This window comes from Verrucomicrobiota bacterium (assembly GCA_021413925.1).
Classification (GTDB): domain Bacteria; phylum Verrucomicrobiota; class Verrucomicrobiia; order Chthoniobacterales; family UBA6821; genus UBA6821.
Window position 1 is genome coordinate 1 of the sequence record JAIOPL010000005.1, and the last position, 23068, is coordinate 23068.

At 53.2% G+C, this 23068-nt stretch carries 27 protein-coding genes and 1 tRNA gene; 19 read left to right on the plus strand and 9 right to left on the minus strand.

The genetic code is table 11. The features are described from left to right. Positions 1 to 184: 184 nt before the first annotated feature. The 4 genes from K8R57_03350 to K8R57_03365 all read right to left on the minus strand — a co-directional run bounded on the left by K8R57_03350 (position 185) and on the right by K8R57_03365 (position 2227). Positions 185 to 421 carry a tyrosine-type recombinase/integrase gene (locus tag K8R57_03350; GenBank protein MCE9587332.1) on the minus strand — a complete coding sequence of 79 codons (237 nt, stop codon included), beginning with the start codon at positions 419 to 421 and terminating at the stop codon, positions 185 to 187. Further along, on the minus strand, positions 418 to 1302 hold the full coding sequence (locus tag K8R57_03355) for a hypothetical protein (GenBank protein ID MCE9587333.1): 885 nt from the start codon (positions 1300 to 1302) through the stop codon (positions 418 to 420). Before K8R57_03355 ends, K8R57_03350 begins: the two co-directional genes overlap by 4 nt. A 13-nt stretch (positions 1303 to 1315) precedes the next feature. Further along, positions 1316 to 1720, minus strand: coding sequence for a hypothetical protein (locus tag K8R57_03360; GenBank protein ID MCE9587334.1), 405 nt, complete (start codon positions 1718 to 1720; stop codon positions 1316 to 1318). Positions 1721 to 1786: 66 nt separating this feature from the next. Next, positions 1787 to 2227 carry a hypothetical protein gene (locus tag K8R57_03365; GenBank protein ID MCE9587335.1) on the minus strand — a complete coding sequence of 147 codons (441 nt, stop codon included), beginning with the start codon at positions 2225 to 2227 and terminating at the stop codon, positions 1787 to 1789. A gap of 126 nt (positions 2228 to 2353) precedes the next feature. On the opposite strand from K8R57_03365, the gene K8R57_03370 reads away from it, so the two are divergent. Next, on the plus strand, positions 2354 to 3280 hold the full coding sequence (locus K8R57_03370; GenBank protein MCE9587336.1) for a hypothetical protein: 927 nt from the start codon (positions 2354 to 2356) through the stop codon (positions 3278 to 3280). A 345-nt stretch (positions 3281 to 3625) separates the two neighbouring features. Further along, positions 3626 to 4141 carry a hypothetical protein gene (locus K8R57_03375; GenBank protein MCE9587337.1) on the plus strand — a complete coding sequence of 172 codons (516 nt, stop codon included), beginning with the start codon at positions 3626 to 3628 and terminating at the stop codon, positions 4139 to 4141. A 50-nt stretch (positions 4142 to 4191) separates the two neighbouring features. Here the strand turns inward: K8R57_03375 and K8R57_03380 are convergent, their stop codons facing one another. The 4 genes from K8R57_03380 to K8R57_03395 all read right to left on the minus strand — a co-directional run bounded on the left by K8R57_03380 (position 4192) and on the right by K8R57_03395 (position 7231). Next, the gene (locus K8R57_03380) at positions 4192 to 5079 is read right to left on the minus strand and encodes a hypothetical protein (GenBank protein MCE9587338.1); all 888 of its coding nucleotides are present in this window, start codon (positions 5077 to 5079) and stop codon (positions 4192 to 4194) included. A gap of 260 nt (positions 5080 to 5339) precedes the next feature. Continuing rightward, complete coding sequence (locus K8R57_03385) at positions 5340 to 5684, minus strand: DUF4339 domain-containing protein (protein ID MCE9587339.1); 345 nt, start codon at positions 5682 to 5684, stop codon at positions 5340 to 5342. 10 nt (positions 5685 to 5694) lie between these two features. Next, entirely contained in the window at positions 5695 to 6531 is an 837-nt protein-coding gene (locus K8R57_03390; protein ID MCE9587340.1) for a DUF4339 domain-containing protein, read from the minus strand. Between the two features lie 625 nt (positions 6532 to 7156). Continuing rightward, positions 7157 to 7231: transfer RNA gene (locus tag K8R57_03395), tRNA-Val, on the minus strand. A gap of 112 nt (positions 7232 to 7343) precedes the next feature. Here K8R57_03395 and K8R57_03400 point away from each other — a divergent pair. The 14 genes from K8R57_03400 (at position 7344) to dnaJ (ending at position 20537) form a co-directional block, all read left to right on the plus strand. After that, the gene (locus K8R57_03400; GenBank protein MCE9587341.1) at positions 7344 to 8096 is read left to right on the plus strand and encodes a 16S rRNA (uracil(1498)-N(3))-methyltransferase; all 753 of its coding nucleotides are present in this window, start codon (positions 7344 to 7346) and stop codon (positions 8094 to 8096) included. Positions 8097 to 8169: 73 nt separating this feature from the next. Further along, the gene (gene folE2 / locus K8R57_03405; protein ID MCE9587342.1) at positions 8170 to 8982 is read left to right on the plus strand and encodes a GTP cyclohydrolase FolE2; all 813 of its coding nucleotides are present in this window, start codon (positions 8170 to 8172) and stop codon (positions 8980 to 8982) included. Between the two features lie 27 nt (positions 8983 to 9009). Then, a complete protein-coding gene (gene ccsA, locus K8R57_03410; GenBank protein MCE9587343.1) occupies positions 9010 to 9792 on the plus strand; it encodes a cytochrome c biogenesis protein CcsA in 783 nt (260 codons plus the stop codon). A gap of 18 nt (positions 9793 to 9810) precedes the next feature. Beyond that, a complete protein-coding gene (gene hemA, locus K8R57_03415) occupies positions 9811 to 10851 on the plus strand; it encodes a glutamyl-tRNA reductase (protein MCE9587344.1) in 1041 nt (346 codons plus the stop codon). 4 nt (positions 10852 to 10855) lie between these two features. Beyond that, entirely contained in the window at positions 10856 to 11800 is a 945-nt protein-coding gene (gene hemC, locus K8R57_03420; GenBank protein ID MCE9587345.1) for a hydroxymethylbilane synthase, read from the plus strand. Beyond that, a complete protein-coding gene (gene cobA / locus K8R57_03425; protein ID MCE9587346.1) occupies positions 11797 to 13359 on the plus strand; it encodes a uroporphyrinogen-III C-methyltransferase in 1563 nt (520 codons plus the stop codon). The genes hemC and cobA overlap by 4 nt, the downstream gene beginning before the upstream one ends. A gap of 80 nt (positions 13360 to 13439) precedes the next feature. Beyond that, entirely contained in the window at positions 13440 to 13796 is a 357-nt protein-coding gene (gene raiA / locus K8R57_03430; GenBank protein MCE9587347.1) for a ribosome-associated translation inhibitor RaiA, read from the plus strand. Between the two features lie 14 nt (positions 13797 to 13810). Beyond that, entirely contained in the window at positions 13811 to 14599 is a 789-nt protein-coding gene (locus tag K8R57_03435; GenBank protein MCE9587348.1) for a segregation/condensation protein A, read from the plus strand. Next, a complete protein-coding gene (gene scpB, locus K8R57_03440; GenBank protein MCE9587349.1) occupies positions 14592 to 15653 on the plus strand; it encodes an SMC-Scp complex subunit ScpB in 1062 nt (353 codons plus the stop codon). Before K8R57_03435 ends, scpB begins: the two co-directional genes overlap by 8 nt. An 18-nt stretch (positions 15654 to 15671) precedes the next feature. Beyond that, positions 15672 to 16484 (plus strand): chorismate mutase, encoded by an 813-nt coding sequence (gene pheA / locus K8R57_03445; GenBank protein MCE9587350.1) that lies wholly within the window; start codon positions 15672 to 15674, stop codon positions 16482 to 16484. Between the two features lie 26 nt (positions 16485 to 16510). Then, entirely contained in the window at positions 16511 to 17020 is a 510-nt protein-coding gene (locus K8R57_03450) for an STAS domain-containing protein (GenBank protein MCE9587351.1), read from the plus strand. 330 nt (positions 17021 to 17350) lie between these two features. Further along, entirely contained in the window at positions 17351 to 18799 is a 1449-nt protein-coding gene (locus K8R57_03455) for a SpoIIE family protein phosphatase (protein MCE9587352.1), read from the plus strand. A 20-nt stretch (positions 18800 to 18819) separates the two neighbouring features. Beyond that, on the plus strand, positions 18820 to 19377 hold the full coding sequence (locus K8R57_03460; GenBank protein ID MCE9587353.1) for a nucleotide exchange factor GrpE: 558 nt from the start codon (positions 18820 to 18822) through the stop codon (positions 19375 to 19377). Between the two features lie 23 nt (positions 19378 to 19400). Continuing rightward, a complete protein-coding gene (gene dnaJ, locus K8R57_03465) occupies positions 19401 to 20537 on the plus strand; it encodes a molecular chaperone DnaJ (protein ID MCE9587354.1) in 1137 nt (378 codons plus the stop codon). 139 nt (positions 20538 to 20676) lie between these two features. Here dnaJ and K8R57_03470 read toward each other — a convergent pair whose 3' ends face one another. Further along, positions 20677 to 21342: an N-acetylmuramoyl-L-alanine amidase gene (locus tag K8R57_03470; protein ID MCE9587355.1), complete on the minus strand. Its 666-nt coding sequence runs from the start codon at positions 21340 to 21342 to the stop codon at positions 20677 to 20679. Positions 21343 to 21584: 242 nt separating this feature from the next. On the opposite strand from K8R57_03470, the gene hisF reads away from it, so the two are divergent. The 3 genes from hisF (at position 21585) to K8R57_03485 (ending at position 22962) form a co-directional block, all read left to right on the plus strand. After that, positions 21585 to 22349 (plus strand): imidazole glycerol phosphate synthase subunit HisF, encoded by a 765-nt coding sequence (gene hisF, locus K8R57_03475; protein ID MCE9587356.1) that lies wholly within the window; start codon positions 21585 to 21587, stop codon positions 22347 to 22349. Positions 22350 to 22433: 84 nt separating this feature from the next. Continuing rightward, entirely contained in the window at positions 22434 to 22700 is a 267-nt protein-coding gene (locus K8R57_03480; protein MCE9587357.1) for a BrnT family toxin, read from the plus strand. Further along, positions 22687 to 22962: a BrnA antitoxin family protein gene (locus K8R57_03485; GenBank protein ID MCE9587358.1), complete on the plus strand. Its 276-nt coding sequence runs from the start codon at positions 22687 to 22689 to the stop codon at positions 22960 to 22962. The genes K8R57_03480 and K8R57_03485 overlap by 14 nt, the downstream gene beginning before the upstream one ends. Positions 22963 to 23068 lie beyond the last annotated feature (106 nt).

Consider the following 23068-nt stretch of genomic DNA (forward strand, 5'->3'; position numbering starts at 1 on the left):
TTTCCACCCATGCACGCAAACGCACCCTCAAAATCGCACTCTCACCAAAAAAACGCCCTTGGCTCGATGGTCTCTTTTCAAAAGCTGACTCTCTCGCCCCTCCGTTTACCCAGTTTTGCAGCCCCTAATGCAAAATTTGGGTTGAATCTGTTAGTTGGCACCTCCTAGTTGGCAATTGGTACTTTCAAGCAGCTAGATCTTCGGGTTCTAGTGCTGGCTTTGGCATCAGATTGATTGTCAAAACCTCCACAGATTGAACCGTTGGTAGGAACTGGGCGTAATGCCGTTCAGTCGTTTTAACGCTGTCTCCCAAGTACTGAGCAATGAACCCGATGGCTGTATTCTTCATCGCTAAATTGGTGGCGAATGAATGTCTCAGCGTATGGCTTCCAAAATCCTTGTTTGGAGAAACCTTCTTCACGAAGGCTTCATACTTGGCACGATAATCGTAGGGTAACGGTGTTTACCCTTACGACTGTCGGGGGCTATGCAGTAGTGATTTTTTGAAGAAACGAAGTTCTTGATCCATGAATGAACCGAAGGACTGATGGGAACGCGACGCTCCTTGGATTTGACCTTGAACGGGTCTAGCGCAAATTTTTCTGCGCTTGTCTTGTCAAGATTCTGGATGAAACAGACTGGAGTACTGGCATTAAATTCAAACCAGCTTTTGCGAGAGTTGATAATTTCATCCTTTCTCATACCCAAGAATGCTCCACAGACGAGGATGTAGGTAATTTCATCGTCTGTACTTCCGTCGATGACTGCTTGAATCTCATCAAGTGACAAGTATGTGTGCTTCGCCTGAATCGTGTATTTGAAGCTCTTTAATGCCTTCCTGCTGTCTACGAGGAATAGTTTTTTTACATCGATGCACCATGACAAAAAACCTTGGATTGTTGCCTTGTAACCAGCCTTTGTGGACTCAGCGCAATCACCCTTCACAGTGAAAAACTTACTGATGTGTGATGGCGATAATGTGCCGATTGGGATGGTCATCCCAACGATTTTAGCAAAGTCCATCAGAATTCCATTTTTCCCAATCAGACTGTTCGCTGAATATCTGTTCTTCTGTTTCTTGTATGCGATGAATTCATTGATGGCGGCTTCCAAACTCCCCTTGTAGGAGAAGCTCTGCTGATTTTTCAGCATCTCGCAGGCCTTCATGACAGCCTCACCATAGTCCCTTGTCTGGAGGTTAAAGCTGACTCTCTTTCCATTGATCATTGGGCGAAAATAGTGAGAACCATTCTTGATCGTGATCGCCAGTTTCTTGGGCTTGTTCCTTTTTTTGCACTTCATCGTCATGTCCTCCCTATGCTGCGATGTTGAACTCGAACTGGATGCACTTCTCCTCCACTTGCTTGGAGCAGTAGATATTGCACTTGTGCTCTTCACGAACAGGTTGGAGGTGGTACTCCTCCACCAAGATCCTAAAGACCTTCTCATGCCCAAGGTAAGAGATGACCTCCTTCTGGTTCATGTAACGAGGAAATGGCTTCAATGAGACTGACTCATGGCGACGAATCGCTGTTTGTAGTCTGTCTACGTGTTCCTTCAGAAGTTGTTCATAACCCTGAACCATCCACTGATCGTGGAAGGATCCAAGATCGCTACTAACTCCTGATACAGTGTAACTAACTGTCGCATCAGGATTATTCTTACTATTGTTCTGGAGCGCATAACCGCCCCCTTGTTTCGCCACAGTTATCGTTTGCATACACGCAATATATCAGATATTTATCCCGCTGTAAAGGAATATATCGGATATACCGCTAAATATGTATCAGATTCTACTGATTCTCCAAACTCTTCCCTTGTTGTTTCCCAATTTTTGTAAAAAAGTAGGGTTTTGAGCCGCGAATGCCTTGAACGCTGCAAAACTGATCCCAAGCCTTTCTAAAATGGTGCGAGTTGGGGCATTCCCATCTCCAAGGAAGTCGTGTAGGGATTCTTTGATTTGATCATGCGTTAAATGTTGGTACTTCCTTCTACGATCAGACTTTTGATCTAAAAATGGGATTTCCTGATCTGAAACACCCAGTTTCCTAAGAAGAACAAGGTTGTCCGCGAGTTCCGTATCTTTCCATCCAACAAGATCTGACGCATCCTTCTCAAATTTATCTACCACCCAGTGCCGTTGCGCTATCAGTTTTTGGATCTCATCCCGAATCGACTCCAATGAGATAGTCGAAGTGGGTCTCTTAGAGAGAGGGTCAGTAGGCACAGAGGATAAATATATTTGATATCTTATTCAAAGTCTATTCAAAAACATTATAAATGTAATGTGCGGTTATATAATTTATATATTTATACTTATAATCTATATTATATATTAATAACATCTACTTCCGTGTACAGCTTTCCAAAACAGATCATTGATTCAACGCTGCCAACTGATGCCCGCAGGATTCTTATTAACCTGCTAAATGATACAGGAGAGGCAAAGGACACTCTTTATCTCCTTGAGAATATAGAGGCTGAAATGAACCGATATGCCTCAAACCATCCTTTATCAAACAATCAGCTTGATAGACCTTTCCAATATGAATCTCGATGCTTAGAGTTTGAGGGATTTATAAGAGAAGTTTTGGGGCTTTTGGGAAATCGTGTGAACCTCAAGGGATTTAAGCCGATTCCGCTTCAAGATCCTACTATCCATGCCAATTTGGCCCAAGCTTGCGTGGACGCCGGTTTTTTTGCCGACCACGGGTACTGTGACGCTGTTTATGTGGACACCTTTGGTAGAGCTACCGCACATAAGTCCCATGTTATTAGGCTATCACTTGATGATATCTACGCCGACATCCGAGAGTCAGAGACACAGTTTCACGTGTTAAGATTTATTGCTCTTAACCCCAAAATGACCTCTGGCTACAAGATGAGAGTTTTTGCTCGTATGGTAAAGATTCTCTTACGCACAGCATTTCGAGTAACCGGCAAACCCGCAACCTCAAACGATGGTTGCGTACTCATGGACAGTTCCGGTGATTGGCGCTTTATAGAGGAGCCAAGCCCATATGGAGAGATCACACGTTTGGAGCGTTTCTGGTTACGTGCTGGAGGAATCCCAGAAAGACTTTTCATTCCGAACAGTTCTTATGTGGTCTTCTTAAGGGATGCTAATGCTCTTGAAGTGGCGAGGGAATGGCGGCGCCAGAGGCCAAACGAGCCGAGTCCATACAGCCTTGTTTCTCGTTTCTCCCACTTTGCCCCTGCATCACTAGAGAAACTCGTTTTTGAGCCGCCTAAAGCCTCTTGTTACCCCATAGAGAAGTAGTGGACTGTAGTATTTTAATTCTATTATAATTCTGAGTTTTTATCGGAAAGTATCCCCTCTATCTTTATGAAAGAATTGGCCGACTCTGTAAAAATCTGTGGCATAGGGTATCCGACTTATATATTCCAAAAAAAACACCTGTAAAAATATTATAATAGATGAATCAGACAAAATTAATTATTATATTAAAATGAATATGCCGGCTTGGTGGATTAGTGCTTGTATGCGTAGTTTAAAAGCCGGCTTTAGAAAAAAGGGGGAGACTGAAAGGGCCTTCCTTGTTAACAAGGCTGCCTAAATTTTTTATGAAAAAAAAAACTAAATATTAGTGAAAAAGGACTTTTAATGCATAAAGGTTTTGAAGTTGATTCTATCTTTTATAGTCTAAAAGATGTGAGTTGGCAGGTTTTTCTATCACTGCACTTTAAAGATAAGGGTGAGGACGAAAAAATTCAGAAAGACTTTACCTCCGATAGCAGAGCGGCAGGAAAAAACAGGCGTGATGTAGTTCGTAATATGGTTTGGGGAGCTAGAAGGACTCTTGGTCTTGCACAAAACGACTTAATTCACGTCTCCAACAGTGAAAAACAGGGGCACGATCGGTGTCACATTCATGCACTTATCGCGACAAAAGAAAAAGCAGGGATAGAATCTAATAGTTTACTTAATGCCATAAAGGCCAATGCTCCTTGGAACATTTTATATTTGCCATTTGCAACATCTGAGGAAAAATCTTTTATGACGCTAGATGGTTGTATTGATGCCGTCGCTTATTATTGTAAACGAAACAAAAACGATTTCAAGGAACGCTCTGAGACTGAAGATATTTCCCGACTAGCAATATGCTTTATTAAGCAATAATAAAAGGTGAAGATGATTTGTTAAAGATCTTTGACTCGCTTTTTACGTCTTCATTTAATAGAACAATGAATAATATCAAGTTTGCTGTGCTCTTCAGCGTCTTTAAAATCTAAAACTAAGTCTCCCGCATGAGGATTTTTAAATTCGTCAGGTGGTACTTTAATTCTCGAATGGTAATACCATCGGGACATAGGTTCAAGTCCGGCACGTGTGCCTCTACCACATATAGCAGCAATGCCCGGATGTGCATCATCTTGTGACATTTCACTATGCGAATCTGGATTTCCAATCATCTCTTTAATTTGATCTTTGTTACTCTCTTTAAGAATTAGTTCCCAATCACTTAGAGAAAGCTTATCTCCAGATTTTGCAGTTTGTTTAAGAAGAGATATATGATTATTATATTCATCGAGCTTAGCCTTTATAATATCTTCTTTTTTCTGCGCATCTTTTTTGGATTGTTCTGCGAGTAGGAATATCGAGTCGTGCTGCTTCTCACGTTTGATAGTAGATACCGCCACGGAGGAAACCCCTTCACTATGAATAAATCTAATTGAAGGATCATGTAAATCGGTAGTTATGCTTTTAACAGTTACATTTGAATAGACATTTCCATCGATGGTTGTTAAAGTGGTAATATTAATTGGTAGTTCTATAGGGGAAACAACGGCAGTATTTAGAGGCCCATTATTTTCTACAAAATTGTTTAATTTTGGACAATGAAGTCTTTTTTTGTCTTCCGCAGATAGATCACCCCAATAAATATAATAAGTTCCTCCGTCATGTTGGATTTGTACCTTTTCTTGGTCGGTTGAAATCACGGTTACATTTGTATAAGAATTATTCTTTAATGTAGTAATCTTTGAAATTATCGGATAATTAGTTTCTGCATTTGCAACAAAAGCCGATAATATTGTGAAAATGGTGTATCTAATCATTATAATAATATGCAGTGTTTAGTTACTGACCATCGCCTTTAGTATACAAATCCACATATTGGGAGCCGTCTTTTTGGTATCAATACTGACTACTGAGCTGATGCCTCCATGCGGTGACGCTTGAGATCTTGCATCCTGTTCAGCGGAATCACGCGAATTGCCGGTTCCTATGAATGTTTCTTGGTGGTTTGCTGCGATCAAAGCACTTGAGGAAACTAGCGTGAGTAATATTATGCCGATTATCTTTTTCATTTGTTTTTTCACCAGAGACCCCTAGCAATGAGTTTTAGGATGATGCCTAAAGCCAAAAGTCCTAGACCAATTCTAAACCATTTGAACTGATAATTGGCTTTTTTTTGCTCTTTAACCATTTTCTCTAACAGAAATCTGTTAGCAATACTTTGCTGAGGAATTGATGATATTGGAAGTAACGAGATATGTTCGACAAAAAGCTCCTCTAATTGTCGCCAATCACTCATACCCTCATGCCAATATGGGACAACAGCTGTAAGTGAACCGGCATTCCACATCTTTTCAACCTGATCAAAGGTAAAAGGCCCCCTCTGTTGATTATCTTGTAACAGATAGATGTGTGTTGATTTCATAAAAAACCAACTATTTGCGATAGTGATCAAAGGCTTTTTTTGCCAAGGAGAAATCGGTTTGAGCAGTTGTAAAACACAAGGATATTAACTCTGAGCTTTCCTTTGAATAATTTATTCCAACTACACCTGTTGTTGTTGAAGATTTTAACTTTTGGAAATCATTTTCTCCAAGCATTTTTTCAAGTTGTATTCGAGCTGATGATAACACTGGAAGCCACTCGCTTTGATTCTCTTTGGTACAGGATCCATCTTGGAAGTTAAATCTTTTAACATCAAACCATGCGAGGGCGCATTCCCACGCTTGAATACCTGCCTCTACCTTAGTATTGATCTCTTCAATTTTAGGAGAATTACCATTCTCTTTATTCATCAACTCTGTCCACTTATAAGTAATATCCCCCACAGCATCGTAAAGTTCGCTTTTATTTACTCCTCGTCCTGTTGCCAGAATTACTTTATTAGCGTCGGAAAAGAATGTCTCAGCTAAACTAACCCATTGGTTTCGATCATGGGTTGTTTTAATATTATTATATAGAATAAGGCTTGCTATTACTGCGGCTATTACTCCAAGTCCTATCCAACCGCTTAGACTTTTTTTAGTTTCTGTTTTTTGCGATTTCAACTCTTCGTTAGGATTTGATTTTTCCGGTCTTGGAAGTGTTGAGCGGGTCTCCGTTGGATTTAATCCTAGATTGGGTAAATCTTTCACCATTATCCATTCAGATAATCCCTTATACCACACCAGAGCGTACGGTTTTAGTGATTTTTCGCTAATGAACGTGGTGATTTGCTCTAACGAAAACGGTCCCTCTTGTTCTTTTCCAACACGAATGATGTAGATGTCCATATGCGTTAGGAAAATATTGTTTCACGATGTATCCTTATTCTATGCTTCTTGCGAGTAAAATATTCCGATGAAGAATATTTTTCAGGCCTTCGTGCCCTACAAGGGGTTTAGTGAAGAGAACGCGGCAGGCCAAACATAAGAACCTAGTAGGTGATCGTGTTAGACAGGCCCGACTTGCACTTCACCCGCGAGTTTCGCAGGATGACTTATCGGGCAGGCTGGCGAGTCTAGGAATCCAGATTACCCAAACCGGAATTTCCAAGCTGGAGAGCCGAAGCCGATACGTGATGGATTATGAAGTCGTGGCACTAGCCAAAGCCTTGAAGGTCTCCGTGGTCAGTCTGTATGGATTGGAGAAGTCGCCACTAAGATAGCTCTTGGGATGCTGGGCTAGAATCCAACGGCTAAAAGATTTTTTGATTGGTTCTAAAATCATTCGCCCCGTGCCGGCGACCCTTGGGAGTCGGTGCGGGCTTGAGAGAGATATCTAGTTGGCAATGGCAGTTGGCAATTGAGATTTCTATAGAGAAACATAGGCCCTCAAACACTGATTATAAGAGCTGAAAATCTCATCTCTGAAGAACAGAAAAAACCTCTGCAGGCCCTTAAAATCAGGCTTGAAAGGTGGTGCGCGGTGGCAGGTTTGAACTGCCGACCCCTACAGTGTCAGTGTAGTGCTCTACCGCTGAGCTAACCGCGCAAATCTTGGCGAAAGGACGCCATGAGTGGGTGGAAGAGGTTAATTCCTTGGGCGCCGGAGGCAACTCTTTTTCGTCGTTTAACCTTTGGTCCGAATCCCTTATCTCTCGGTCATGTCGACGCATCGTTTTTATCTCCCGCCAGCACGTTGGGCAGAGGAGGTCCCTGAGCTGGATCCTGCCGACTCTCATCACTGCGCCGATGTCCTGAGGTCTGAAACCGGCGATACGGTGGTGGTCTTCGATGGTCTGGGAAGGGTCGCCGAGGCGGAACTGCTCGCGGTGCATCGCAAACATTGCTTACTGCGGATAGGGCAGTCTCATACCAGCTCTCCGCTCCGGTGCACGATCACACTGGTCCAAGCCATCCCCAAGGGTAAAAACATGGATCTCGTCATCCAGAAGGCCGTGGAGTTGGGTGCGGCGTCCGTGATCCCGCTCCTTTCAGAGAGAACGGTGGTACGTCTGGAGGATGCTGCTGATGCCGCACGTAAGCAGGAGCGCTGGCAGTCGATCGCGGTCGAGGCCTGCAAGCAGTGTGGTCAGAACCGGATGCCCCGGATCGGTCTGCCCGTGACGAGCAAAGAGTTCTTCGCGGATCTTCCTCCTGCAGATCTTCTACTTATCGCCTCGCTGGAACCGGATGCCCGTCCCGTGAAGGAGGTGCTCGCCGCCTATTCGGCTGCCAAGGGATCTCCACCATCAAGCATCCTGGTCATGGTGGGTCCAGAAGGGGACTTCACGCCTGGCGAGTTAGCTTTGGCAAAGGCTGCGGGGGCGGCTCCGATCACTCTTGGCCCGATAATCCTGCGCACGGAGACTGCCGCCCTCTATTGCCTGAGCGTGCTTGGGCATGAGCTATTCTAGGAGTTTAGGCTGTAGTGGTTTGAAGCCCTCGACTCTCGACCTTCGTCGCTCGACGGATTAGACTTTTACGCCCATGTCCGATGCACACCTTTCCGACACGCAGAATCTGCCCGATGACCGGCAGATCCCGATCGACCGAGTAGGGGTCAAAGACCTGCGCTATCCGATCCGGGTCCGTGACAAGAGCCACACGGAGCAGGGGACAATCGCCACGGTCCAGCTGACAGTCGATCTGCCCCATCATTTCAAGGGGACTCACATGAGCCGTTTCGTGGAGGCATTGAATTCTCACGGACCGGTTCTCCATGTCCGCAATATCCGTGATATTCTGGTGCAACTCTCAGAGCGTTTGGAGAGCGATCAGGCCCATGTTGCCTTCGAGTTCCCTTATTTCATCGAGAAGCCGGCCCCAGTCACGGGTGCGGTCGGCTTGATCGATTACACGGTTCGATTCAGCGCGACGCTTGTGGGGGGGCCCAAGGGGAAGGTCGATTTTGTGGTCACGGTGGTCGTGCCAGTCACCACGCTTTGTCCGTGCTCGAAGGCGATCAGTGATTCCGGAGCCCATAATCAGCGCGGCCATGTGACCTACTCCGTCCGCTGTGCCAAGCCGATGTGGATCGAGGAGATGATCCGTCTGGTCGAGGACTCTGCCAGTTCCGAGCTCTACAGCCTGCTGAAGCGTCCCGATGAGAAGTTCGTCACGGAACGGGCCTACGCGAATCCCGTCTTCGTCGAGGATCTGGTGCGCAATGTTGCCGGTCGCTCGGAGCAGGATCCCAATATCCTCTGGTACCGGGTGGAGGCGGAGAATTTCGAGTCGATTCACAATCACAACGCCTATGCGCTGGTCGAGCGCAAGAGCTCCCGCGATGGGTTAAGCTAGAGCGAAACAAAATAATTTCCCTAGCTTATGGAACGCATCGCCCTGCTTACCTCAACACTCTTCTACCTCTTCAGCTTTGGCCACACGCTCTATGCGCTTGGGGCCGGGCGCTTCCAGCCGGGAAGGTTTAATTTCATCGCCATGGCGCTGGGGGCGTTGACTCAGGGATGGTATCTCTCCCTACGCGGTGCTGCGGAGCATGCCTGCCCGATCGGGAACCTCTCAGAGACATTGATCTTCCTCTCTTGGTCGATCTCCCTGATCTATTTGGTGATTGGAGCGACCTATAGGCTTTCCCTGATGGGGGCGTTCACCGCCCCGCTTGTTCTGCTTCTCCAGATTGTGGCGCTCCTGCTTCCGAACGAGGTTCATGTCGGTTTCTTCCGTCCCAACCCGTGGGTGGAAACCCATGCCGCCCTTTCGCTCGTCGCCTTCGGGGCCTTTGGCCTGGCTGCTGTCGCGGGACTGATGTTCCTAGTGCAGGAGGGACAGCTAAAGTCCCGCCGCCCCGAGCCGATCTTCCATCATCTTCCCCCCATCAATATTCTCTCCGAGGCGACGCTTCGCCTGCTCTGGGTTGGTTTCCTGCTTCTCTCCCTGAGTTTTGCCTCGGGTCTCTTGGCTCATCTTGCAGTCGCGGGCGGGAAGTTCTTTTTTTCGATCTTCATCTGGCTTTTCTACGCCGCCATCCTGTTCGGTGCTAACTCCGGCGTTCTCTCCGGAAGGCGCTTTGCATGGGCCTCCTCTGTGGCATTCCTTTTGGCCCTCATTCTGCTTCCCGTGATCGAGCATCTCTCTAGTCGTTCTTAGGTTCCAAGAAAGCTCCGCATGAATATCCTCTGCGCAGGCCTCAACCACCGCACCGCGCATCTCGACGTGCGGGAGCGGTTTGCCGTGCGCGAGTCGGAGATGGAAGAAATGCTCGGCAGATTGCGCGACATCGATGGCGTCTCCGGCGCCGTCATGCTCTCCACCTGCAACCGGGTCGAGCTCTATGCTTCAAGCCTCTGTCCCATGAGGGCCCTGGAGGGATTCCGATCCATCCTTGCCGAGCGCGCGGGTTTGGAAGCCCCCCTCTATTATCACGCCACGCCCCAAGCGGTGAGGCATCTCTTCCGGGTGGCTAGCGGTCTCGACTCGATGGTAATCGGCGAGACGGAGATCCTCGGTCAGGTCAAGAAGGCCTACTCTGTGGCTGCGGATGCCGGAGCGGCGACACGTCCCCTTCACAAACTCTTCCAGCACGCCTTCCGTGTCGCCAAGTCGGTCCGGACTGAGACCCAGATCACCAGCGGTCCGACCTCGATTGGGTCCGTGGCGGTGGAGCTTGCAGGCAAGATTTTCGGATCTCTGGAGGACCGCCGCGTTATGATCCTGGGAGCCGGTGAGATCAGCGAGCGTACGGCCCGAAGCCTTCAGTCCCGCGGAGTGCGCAGCGTCATCGTCTCCAACCGCACCTACGAGCGTGCAGCTCAGCTTGCGGCTGAGATCGGTGGCATGGCGCTGCATTTCGACCATTGGGAAAAATCCTTCGCCGATATCGACATCCTGATCAGTTCCACCAATGCCCCCCATGCAATCCTGACCCCGGAAAAGCTCGCGCCCCTAATGAAGCTGCGCCGCGGTGCACCGCTCTTCGTGATCGATCTGGCCGTGCCGCGCGACGCCGATCCCGCAATCAACGAGATGGAAGGGGTTTTTCTCTACGACATCGACAGCTTGGAGCAGATCGCCGCCCAGTCTCTCGACATTCGCCGCCAGGAAGTCGTCCGATGCGAATCACTCATCGAGCAGCATGTCGGAGGCTTTATCAGCTGGATGAGGAGCATCCATGCACCTGAGTCCCATGCTTTCAGCAGGGCGGTGTGACGGTATGAATCCCCCATCAGAATCAGACTTGAAGCCCCTGATCCTCGGAACACGGGGAAGCGATCTGGCTTTAGCCCAGAGCAGGTTGGTTCGTGCAGCTCTAGAAAAAGCCCATCCGGGTCTTTCCGTTCAGCTCAAGACTATCACCACCACCGGCGATGCTCGGACTGCAATGCCTCTCCACGAGCCGACCGCCGAGGGTGCGGGACTCTTCACTAAGCAACTCGAGGAGGCGTTGCTCCGTGGGGAGATCGATCTTGCCGTCCACAGTCTGAAGGATCTTCCGGTCCAGACGCCTGCCGGACTGACGCTTGCCGCCATTCTGCCCCGGGCCCCCGTTGATGATCTGCTGGTGTCCCGTCATCCTGGTGGTCTTGCGGGACTTCCCCCGGGATCAACAGTCGGCTCAAGCAGTCCCCGCCGGGCCTTGCTCCTGAAGGCACGTCGTCCTGATCTCAATCTCATTCCGATCCGTGGCAATGTCCCCACCCGTCTGGCTAAGGTGGCTGCCGGGTCTCCCTTCGATGCCACCATCCTGGCCGCGGCCGGACTTGGCCGTCTCGGGCACGATCTCTCCCTTGGTATTCTGGAGATCGAGGGGTTGACGTTGTGGCTGGAGTCCCTGGAATGGATGCTCCCGGCCCCAGGCCAGGGGGCTATCGCTGTGGAGTGCAGGGTTGGTGATGCTGCGGAAGCTTTGCTTTCGGTGCTGAATCATGGGCCCACGTCCCGGTGCGTCGAGGCTGAGCGCCTTGTGCTCAGGCATCTCGGGGGAGGATGTCATCTGGCGCTTGGGGCTCTCGCGACGGAGACTGCGGAGGGCATCGCCTTGAATGCGGTCTTTATCCCGCATCCCAATTCCGACGCTGCCCCTCTCACAGCCAGCGCTATAGCCCCAAGTCCCGCCGACGTTGCAAGAATTGTCGCCGATCAACTTCTCTCATCATGAAAACACCTTCTGAAAAATCCTCCAAGAAACCCTCCGCGGCCGCAGAACCTATCGAGGGAATCTGCCATCTGGTTGGTGCCGGCCCCGGCGATCCGGGACTGCTGACACTACGAGGACGCGAGTGCCTGGAGCGTGCCGACGTGGTGATCTACGACTACCTGAGCAATGCGGAGTTTCTCCGTTTTGCCCCCGCCTCCGCCGAAAAGATCTATGCAGGCAAGACAGCCGGACAACATGCGCTGAAGCAGGAGGAGACCAATGCGCTGCTGGTTAAGTTCACCCGTGAGGGAAAGCGGGTGGTGCGCCTCAAGGGCGGTGATCCCTTTCTCTTTGGCCGTGGAGGAGAGGAGGCTGCAGAACTCGCCGCAGCCGGACTTCGCTTCGAGATCGTTCCAGGGGTCACCTCCGCAATCGGGGGTTTGGCCTATGCCGGCATTCCCGTCACCCACCGCGCCAGCAATGCCGTGCTCACGATCTTCACCGGCCATGAGGAGCCGGACAAAAAGACCTCCGGTATCGACTACAAGGCGATCGCTTCGGCGCCCGGCACGAAGGTGATGCTGATGGGTGTGGAGCGCCTGGCCGCCATCACAGGGCAGCTTACGCAGGCGGGAATGTCCACGGAGACCCCTGTGGCTCTTGTACGCTGGGCGACGACAGGCCGTCATCAGACCTTAGTCGGGACACTGGGCACAATCGCCGGACTGGCTGAGGAGAAACAGTTCAAAGCCCCCGCCGTGGCGGTTTTCGGCGATGTCGTGAATCTCCGGGAGACGCTGAACTGGTTCGAGACACGCCCTCTCTTTGGTCGACGCATCGCAGTGACGCGCACGCGTCAGCAGGCGGGTGACTTGCTTGCCTCACTCCGGGAACTCGGCGCCGATGCCTATGAGCTTCCGACCATCCGGATCGAGCCTCCCGCCGACAAGACCGCCTTCATCGAAGCGATGCTCGATGTTCGCACCTACGACTGGATCGTCTTTACAAGCCCGAACGGGGTGGAGGCATTTTTCACGGCCTTCTTCGCCGCCCATGAGGATGCCCGCGACCTCGGCGGGGCGCGCATCGCCGTGATCGGCAACGGCACCGCCAAAAAAGTGCGCGAGTACCACTATGCGGTGGATCTGATCCCGGAGGAATTTGTGGCCGAGTCGTTGCTGAAATCCTTCAAGGAGCTCAACGTCGAAAACCTCAAGATGCTGCTCCCTCGTGCCGCCGGAGCCCGTGAGATGCTGGCAATCCAGCTTGAGGAGCTCGGAGCCATCGTGGATGACGTGCCCGTTTACCAGACCGTTCCCGAAACGGAGGATGTCTCCGGAGGGATCCGCCGCTTCCGGGAGGAGGGGGCGGATATGATCACCTTCACCAGTGCTTCAACGGCAGATCACTTCATGGCACTCGGACTTTCTCTGCCCGTGGGACTCAAGACCGCCAGCATCGGGCCTGTCACGTCGTCGGAAATGAAAAAACTCGGACTTCCGATCGATTTGGAAGCAACCCAGCACGATATTCCCGGGTTGGTGGCTGCAATCCGGGGTTTTTATAACCCAAGCCTCTGATCGCCCGAATTCGACCTCTTCAGCATTTTGGTGGCGTGATGCCCGATCCGGCCTTAAAAGAGACATAGAGACACAAACCCATGCAAATCCACATCAGTCCACGCCATATCCAACTCACTGCAGCCATCCATGCCCATGTGGCCGCGAAGGTTGCTCATCTTGAGGAATACACCGACAGCATCCTTGCCACGCACGTGGTGCTTCTTTTCGACGAGCACCGCTCCAAGAAAAAAGATTTCTTGGTCAAGATCCATGTGGCTCTCCCCGGTCCCGACCTTCATGCAGAGGATGCCGAGGATGATCTTTATTCTGCGATCGATCTGACTGTCAAAAAGCTTGTCCAGCAGCTGCGCAAGAGGAAGACCAAGGTGAAGGAGAAGGCAAAGCACAAGGTCAAAGTCGCCAAGGAGATCGAGCGCCACGGCTACCGCCGCTAGCGTCCGCCTCGGTGATGGAGTCGGAATACAAAGTCCAGCTGGAGGCCTTCGAGGGCCCCCTCGACCTGCTGCTCTACCTCGTCAAGAAGGACGAGGTGGACATTTATGATATTTCGATCGAGCGGATTACGACCCAGTATCTGGAGTATCTCGAGACGTTCGAGGTTCTGCATATCGAGGTGGCCGGCGAGTTCTTGGTCATGGCGGCTAACCTGCTTTACATCAAGAGTCGGACTTTGCTTCCCAAGGATCAGCAGCTCCCCGAAGAGGAGGCCGAAGAGGATGATCCGCGCTGGGAGCTCATCCGCCAACTCATTGAATACCGGAAGTTCAAGGAAGCGGCGGCCCATCTCCGTGACCAAGAAGATCTTCAGGCGGCTCTATTTCCCCGCGCGGTCTCGCTCGATCCTGCCCATGCCCCCCTTCTCGATGACAATCTGCTGATCGGCGATATCGGCATCTTCGACCTCATCAATGCTTTCCAGCGGGCGCTCAAACGCCTTCCTGTTGAGGAAAAGCAGGGAGAGATCTACGAGGAAACTTTCACGGTCACGGATCGGATCAACCACCTGATGGGCCTTGTCGATCGCGGCGTCTCGATGCGCTTTGAGGAGCTTTTTGGGCAAGCCTCCACGCGTTCCGAACTGGTCGTTACATTCCTTGCCATCCTTGAACTGATCCGGATGAAACAATTCCGCGTGCGTCAGGAGGAACAATTCGGTGAAATCTGGCTGGATCGCACCCTCTCGGACGAGGAGGAGATCATCCCTGCAGAACCTCTGATCGAACATTCCCATGAGTAAGAAATCATCCAAGAATAAGCCAACCGGAGAGCATGCTTCAGATACCCTCTCCTCCGAGGAAGTGCCCCTGGAATCCCGGGAGGGAGATGTCGCTGTGGAAATTGAGGAAACTATGTCTAGCGAGGCTGAGAATGCGTCTCTTCCCGACGCTGTGACTGAAGAATTGCTTGGTGCCGAGGCCCCCGTGGGTGAGGTTCCCCCGCTTTCCCATGTGCTGGAGGCGATTCTGTTTGCTTCCCAGAAAGCTATCTTGCCTAAGGAACTGATGGCCCATCTCAAGAGCGCGGCCGTTGCCGAGCCGACTTCGGTGGCCTCGGCATTTGCGCGTATCAAGGAAGGGGATGTTCGTGATGCCCTGGTCGACCTGCAGGCAGAAGTAGCCGCCTCGGGTCGCGCCTACCAGGTGCGTGAAACGGCGACCGGGTGGCTACTCTCCAGTGCGCCTGGTTTTGCGCCTTGGCTGCGCGCTCTCTATCCCGAGGCAAAGCCGACCCGTCTAAGCGCCTCCGCCCTCGAAACCCTCGCCATCATCGCCTACCGCCAACCGATCGCCCGGGCCGATATGGAAGCCGTCCGCGGCGTCTCCGTTGACGGGGTGATGCAGACGCTTCTGGATCGAGGCCTTGTGAAGATAGCTGGTCGCGCAGAGGCGGCAGGTCGTCCCCTTCTCTACGCAACCACACAGTTTTTCCTGGATCACTTCGGTCTTCGCACCCTCGATGAGCTTCCTAATGCCGCCGAGTTGCGCCACATACCACTACCAAAAGCGACTCCTGAACCCGGAAGCGCTCCGGTTGATGAGAGCGGTACTGCCGAACTGCCAGGAGTACTTTCCGTTCCTGAAGAGGTGACAAGCGGTGTCTTGGAGAGTGTGCAAGAAGGCGAAGAAGGCGAACAAGCCAAAGAAGCCGAGGAAGCCGCCGTGCTGGACGAGGTTGAGGTGACCGAGATTCTTGAACTCCGTGAGTCGGTGGTCTTCGAGGAGGTTTCTTTCGACGCGGAGGTCGAGAAGGAAGAATCCGGAGAATCTCGGGACGGCCACCCGGAACGCTGAACAGAAAACCTTCTCCCCATGGAAGATCTCACCAAACTGCGCGAGGCGATCGATGCCATCGATGGAAGATTGCTCGATCTTCTGAACGAGCGCGCACGATTTGCCCAGGAGATCGGTCGGATCAAGGAACGTAATGGCGCTCCCGTCTATGCCGCAGGGCGTGCCGAGCAGCTGATGCGTCGACTAGTCGAGCGGAGTGCCGGACCCTTGGAGGAACAGGCGATTCGTGCGATCTACCGCGAAATCATGTCGGCCTCACTTGCTCTCGAGAAGGACACCGTCATCGCCTGCGAGGGATGTGTCGCCGGGCGCACTCATTTTGCCGCCAAGCAGCAGTTCGGCGCCTCCGTCCGCTACACCTTCCATGACAATCCTGCCGATCTCTTCGCAGCGGTCACCTCGGGAAAAGCCGATTGCGCAGTCCTTCCCTCCGGCGAGGAAGGGCCTGACACAACGGTTCTGGAACTGCTGATGACAAGCGAGGCCCAGCTCGCTTCCCAAATAGTGCTCGGAGGGGAAGAGGGATCCCGCCGTGCCCGCTACTTCGTGCTGGGGAAAGCCCTGAACGCACGCTCCGGTGACGACCAGACAGCCCTGCTTTTCCATCTCACCGATCATCCGGGGGCCCTAGCTTCTGCGCTCGAACCATTCCGGGGAGCCGGCGTCAATGTCATCTCGATCCACAGCCGTCCCGCTGCAGGAAGTGGTCTACATCTTTTCCTAGAAGTGGAGGGCCACGCCGGGGACGAATCACTTCTTCGCGCCGTGAACCTGCTCGGCGAGAAGGGCTTCTCTCCCAAAGTCTGTGGAAGCTATCCTCGAATGCGCTGAGGGCCATTTCACCGATCTTTGCAACAATGACCACACCCGCAACTGTCAGCGCAGGATGCTTTGACCAAGAAGTCTGGATCAGGATCGAGGGACGCGGCAATTTCCAGAGCAGCGGATCAATCCGAAAATTCGTCCAGGCCATGATCCAGCGTGGTCGACGCGAATTCGTGGTCGACCTGGCCTCCTGCGATCACATGGATTCGACCTTCATGGGAACCCTGACCGGCATTTCCCAGAGACTCCGCGAACTCGGACAGGGCTCTCTGCTTGTGATCAATGTCACTCCCCGGAATGTCGATCTCATGGAAAATCTCGGGCTCAACTTTCTCTTCGGGATCGAGCCGGCTGGCGCGACCATGAGGGCTCCCGCCGAGGCAGGGGGAAACCTTATGCAGCTTCCGGTCGATACAATCATGGAGAAGGATATCATTCTTTCCGCGCACGAGGCCCTGATCGCCGCAAACCCCGCGAATGCCGACCGGTTTCACGATGTGCTCGAGTATCTCAAGCACGGTCACGGCAGTGCCGGTCATTGACGTTTGAAGGAGTGACTTGAGCTCGTTGGATATGACGGATCATCCCTAGAGCATCTTGCGTTTAATCTGTCGTTCTTTGGGCGATCATCTGGACCGTCGATAAATACAAGGACTCGCGCAGAGGCGCAGAGACGCAGAGGAAAAGACAAAGGATTGATTGCGGAGAAAATAGTCATCGGCACTCCCCTCAAATCAGAGAATCACTTGATTGCGTTTTGGCGCGAGATTTCTTCCCATGTACATGCGTCAAATAAAACCGAAACCGCTCCAGGGATGGGATGATGCCGGCGTGCTGGTCTTTGTCGTGATTTCGATCCATGATAACCGGCCATGATTCTTCAGAGCATCGAGCCTGTCGTCATTGTCGCCCTCCTAGTGGCTATGGCTGTGCTTGGACTTATCGTCTTTGGATCGCGACGCAGGGTTGGAGAATTGAAACGCTCGACGGCTGAGATCCACCAGGAGGAGCGAAGCGTCTTTGACTTTCTGCACGGATTGGGAGCTGCCTTTTCCGAGGGGGTGCCTGCTGGTGAGCTGCACCGCCTTCTTGTCGAGGGGGCCCAACTCATTCTCAAAGCCGACGGAGGCGCCCTCTACCTTGCCGACCGCTCCGGCCAACAGCTGCTTCCCGCATTCCTCTCCAAAGGGTGCCCGCCACTCGTTTCCCTTCCCGTACATCTCTGCGGGGAAGTTGCCGATGGAGAGAACACTCATTCACAGGCCATTGAGAGTTTTGTGCGTCTGCAATCCGTCCGTGTCGGCATGGGGCTTCTTGGCGAGGCTTGTGATTGGAGCGAACCCCGTTTTCTAAGGCGACGTGGGGATATTCCGGAGGATCTCATGGAGCAGGGACTAGGCTCCGTCGTCATGGGGCCCCTCGTGTACCGTCACAAGCTGCTTGGAGTGCTTGCCCTGGCAAGGAAGCCGGGTAGTGATGCCTTCAGCGATACCAAGATCGATCTCTTCAAGGCCATCGTGGAGCAGGCTGCCTTTGCATTGTTCAACCAGGCCATTCATCTGGCCGCCGGGGAGAAGCACGCGCTGGACCATGACATCCAGATCGCCGGGGAAATTCAGAAGATCCTGCTTCCCTCCGATGCCCCGGATGTAGAGGGATTTGAGATCAGCGGGCTGAATCTTCCGGCCCGCACGCTGAGCGGCGACTATTTTGATTACCTCGCAGTCGACGAGGATCACGTCGGTATCGTTATTGCCGATGTCTCGGGCAAGGGCGTTCCCGCGGCGCTCATCATGGCGATGTGTCGGAGCGCCCTCCGCAGTCAGGCTCCAGGAAAGCTCTCTCCCGCCGAAGTCCTGCGGGGGGTGAACAGGCAGCTCTATCCCGACATGAAGGAGGATATGTTTATCAGTATGGCCTATGTCGTGCTGAACCGCCGCACTGGGAATGCCTTGCTTGCACGTGCCGGTCATGATGCTCCGCTCCTTTTCCGCAGGGAAAGCACGACGATCGAATGTCTCAACCCCAAGGGAATGGCAGTCGGCATTGACAGTGGGGGGGTCTTCGACCGGTTCTGCACCGACTTTCCCTTCCGTTTGGAGAATGGCGACCTGCTTCTTCTCTACACGGACGGATTGACGGAAGCCCTGAATGCATCGGGAGACGAGTTCGGGGTTCAACGGCTTAACGACGAGCTTCTGGCGAATGCCGGGGATGGCGCTGCCGCGATGCTCCACAGGCTTTCACGGTCTGTGATCGCCTTTGCCGGGAATGAGTCGCAGCATGACGACATCACTCTGATTGCGCTTCGCAAGCTCTGACGCTTTAATAATCAACCATCGTGAAAAAGAATCCGACACCCGATCCCACAAGCAAACAAGAGGCCCCCTCACAGGAAGAGATCCCTGTAGAAAACACCGTGCCCTCGGTGGATTCCGCTCCGATCGCTCCGGAGCCGAATCTTCAGGCAGAGGTCGAGCGCTATCGCGACCAGGCTCTCCGTGCCGCGGCGGATCTGGAGAACTATCGCAAACGGATGATCCGTGAGAAAGAGGAGGCTATCCGTTTTGCGAATGCGGGTCTGCTCGAGAAGCTCCTGCCAATCCTTGATAATTTCGAACTTGGACTCACGGCCGCCAGTGGTGATACGGCCGCCAAGGGCATCGTTGACGGCTTCGCGATGGTGCACCGCCAGCTCGGTGACTTTTTGGTATCCAGCGGGCTTCAGCCCATTGATGCCGTGGGCCAGCCATTTGATCCGAAGCTCCACGAGGCGCTTGGCCACGAGACCGATGCAGCCCAAGCCGATGGAGTTGTCCTCCGTCAGCTCCGCCGCGGATACAGGCTCGCCGACAGGTTGATCCGTCCCTCCAGCGTCATCGTCAACAAGCTCGCCTGATTTCCCGCAGGGGTTCCTTCGCTATGGCAAAGAGGTGTTACTACGAGGTATTGCAAGTCACCCGAACCATCGAGTTCGAGGATATCAAGAAGTCGTACCGCAAACTCGCGGTCAAGCATCACCCGGATAAGAATCCCGGCGATTCGACTGCCGAGGAGCGTTTTCGTGAGATCGCTGAAGCCTACGATATCCTGAGCGATTCGGAGAAACGCGCTGCCTATGACCGATATGGTCACGCTGCCTTCCAAGGCGGCATGGGTGGGGGAGGGGGAGGCGGAGGTGGCATGCACGATCCCTTTGACCTCTTCCGTGAGATGTTTGGAGCTTCGGGAGGCGGAGGCGGGGTTTTCGACCATTTCTTCGGCGGTGGTGGCGGCGCTCAGGAAGGTCGTGGCTCGGATCTGCGCTATGACCTCAGGATCACGCTCGAAGAGGCTTTCAGCGGCTGCGAGAAGGAGATCGAACTCCGCAAACTCGATGCCTGCGGCGACTGCAGCGGCTCTGGTGCTGCAAAGGGTGCCAAGGTCACTACCTGTTCCCTCTGCCGGGGACGCGGCCAGGTGGTCGCCTCCAGGGGTTTCTTTCAAGTCGCCCAGCCATGTCCCCAGTGCCATGGGGCAGGACAGACAATCGACAAGCCTTGCAAAAGTTGCCGGGGTGATGGGCGTGCCGAGAAAACCTCGCGCATCAAACTCACTATTCCTGCTGGTATTGACGAGGGATCACGCCTGCGTTCCTCCGGCGGCGGCGAGGCCGGCAGCCGTGGCGGCGGCACGGGTGACCTCTATGTCGTGATTCATCTGAAGGAGCATTCCATCTTCTCGCGCGACGGCTCCGATCTTCACTGCCGTATGCCCATCCCCTTCGTGACCGCTGCGCTGGGTGGAGAGATCGAGGTGCCGACCCTCGCGGGAACCGTGACCATGAAGATCCCCGCAGGAACGCAGGGGGGGAGTGATTTCCGGGTCAAGGGACACGGCATGCCCCGTCTCCAGAGCCATGCCAAGGGGGATCTTCACGTGAAGCTCGAAGTCGAGGTGCCGACCAAGCTGGATGATGCTCAGAGGAAGTCGCTTGAGGCCTTCGCCGAACTCTGCGGCGATCATAACACCCCGCTCCATCGCAGCTTTACAGAGCGTCTGAAGGGACTTTTTTCTTAAGGAACCGCGGTTCCTTAAGACTTGGGTATGGGAAATTGGTGATAGGTAATAGGGGATGACGGGAAGATCTCCGAATTTTTAGCGGAGCAGATTTTACCAGTTTCCTAGAGCCGATGCCCTAGATCCCATTCCCTATTTCCTATCCCCCACTGGTCGCCACCGGCGCCCGGCCGCCGTGGCCACGGGAGATGCCGGTAGCGATTTTCTCGGCAAGACGCTGACGGACGGAAGGATTCTGGAGGAGATTGTTCTCCTGCGCGTTGGAGACAAACCCCAGCTCGAGCAGCGTGGCCGGCCGCTGGTTGTGATGGAGCACGTAGTAGCGGGCGAATTTTGTCCCGCGACTGTGGGAGCCATAGCAGGTGGCGATCTCGTTGAGGATGTTTCGGGCAAGTGGTGCCGAGCGTGGATTGTAGTAATAGGTCTCGACGCCATTCGCCGCACGACGGGAGGCAGAGTTGAAGTGGATGCTCACGAAAGCCGCGTCGCTGCGGGAGTTTGAAATAGCGGTCCTGGTTCCGAGCGGGATGAAGACATCGGTGGTGCGCGTCATGACCACATGATAGCCGCGGGCTTCGAGAAGGGGTTTCACGCGTCGGGCCACATCGAGCGTCAGCATCTTTTCACTCAGTCCCCGGACAGCCTTTGCCCCGTTGTCATAGCCTCCGTGACCCGGATCCAGAACCACTGTGTGGAAATTGGAAAGGCTCGCCCCTTCTTCAAAAAGGGCACATCCAGGCAGCAGCAAAAGGGCCAAAAGAGGCAGGCATCGCAGGGCGCAGATCATGAAGGAACGTTGGGTCATGATGAAGAGACGAATTTAAGCCACCGATGCCCTCACGCAACTTTTTAAGACTCTAAAAGTTCCTTTCCCTTTTGTCGGCTGCCTCCCCGCAAGCGGTGTCGCCTATGCGGGCTCCCTGCGGTCGTCCACCGCACCGCTCCCCAGCGGCTTGCTTGTCCATATCAAACTTCCTGCGTCCAAACACTTGATGACAGCACCTTTTCATACTTCATAATTCATACTTCAGCCTTTAGGCTCTCCCGATGCTCGGCAAACGCATCATACCCTGCCTCGACGTCGACGGTGGTCGTGTTGTCAAGGGAACCAAGTTCGAGAATATCCGTGACGCTGGGGATCCGGTCGAGTGTGCGCGTGCTTACGATGCTCAGGGTGCCGACGAGTTAGTCTTTCTCGACATTACTGCTTCCCACGAAGGGCGCGCCACCATGCGCGAAGTCGTCGAGAAGACGGCGGATGCCTGCTTCATGCCGCTTACCGTCGGAGGAGGGATCCGTAAGGTGGAGGATGTGCGTGCCATGCTCCTGGCTGGAGCCGACAAGGTGAGCATGAACACCGCCGCCCTTGATGATCCGAATCTTGTGAACGCCTCGGCCGAGGGGTTTGGCTCCCAGTGCGTCGTGGTCGCCATTGACGCACGCAGGGATGGGCAGGGTGGATGGATCGTCCACACCCACGGTGGTCGCAGGCCGACCACCTGGCAGGCCGTTGACTGGGCTAAGGAAGTCGCGAAGCGCGGCGCCGGGGAGATTCTCCTCACCAGCATGGACTCCGACGGGACCAAGAAGGGATACGACCTCGAACTCACTGCCGCCGTCAGCGATGCGATCGGCATTCCCGTGATCGCTAGCGGAGGTGCGGGCGATATCGGTCACATGGCCGAAGTCCTAACAGTCGGCAAGGCCGATGCAGTGCTGGCCGCCAGCATCTTTCACTTCGGAACGTACACCGTCGGAGACGTGAAACGTGAACTAGCCACATACGGTATCCCTGTCAGGAAGGCCGTCTAAGATTCTCTCCCGCGGGAGATACTTTATATATACTCTTTAAGTATTATTTCCGTTTGCGCTAACGGCAAATCCCGTGCATGGTGAATCGTGACCTTTGAGTTCGATCCGGCAAAAAGCGCCAGCAACAAGATCAAGCACGGGCTAGATTTTGTAGAGGTGCAGCGGCTCTGGAACTCAGACCGGGTCGAGATTGCCGTGCGTACTGTCTCCGATGAACCCCGTTTCGCAGTAATCGGCATTATCGGCGGTCGCCACTTCACGGTGATAATTACCTATCGCGGATCAGTCGTGCGTCTTATCAGCGCCCGGTCGAGCCGCCCCAACGAAAGAAAACTCTATGAAAACTGCTAAAAAGAATACCCCTCGCAGCCTTAGCGCCGCCGAATTCGACAAGCTTGCCGACTCTGGCGGAGACATTACCAAGTATCTCGATCTTTCCACCGCCAAGCGGCTTGCTCCCGGTGAAGAGCGACTCGATATCACTCCCACCAAGGTGAATATCGACTTTCCCCGCTGGATGGTCCAGTCCCTCGACCACGCCTCGGATCGGGTCGGCGTTCCCCGCCAGAGCCTGATCAAGATGTGGCTCGCCGAACGACTGCAGAAAGCTTGAGGCTCTCGCTTCCGCGAGTAGCGCCCCATTTTAGGAAATGGGGCTACGATTCGCGTAGTCTATCCCGGCCGTTCCCACGGCCCGGTATTTCGCGTATAGCGGCGTT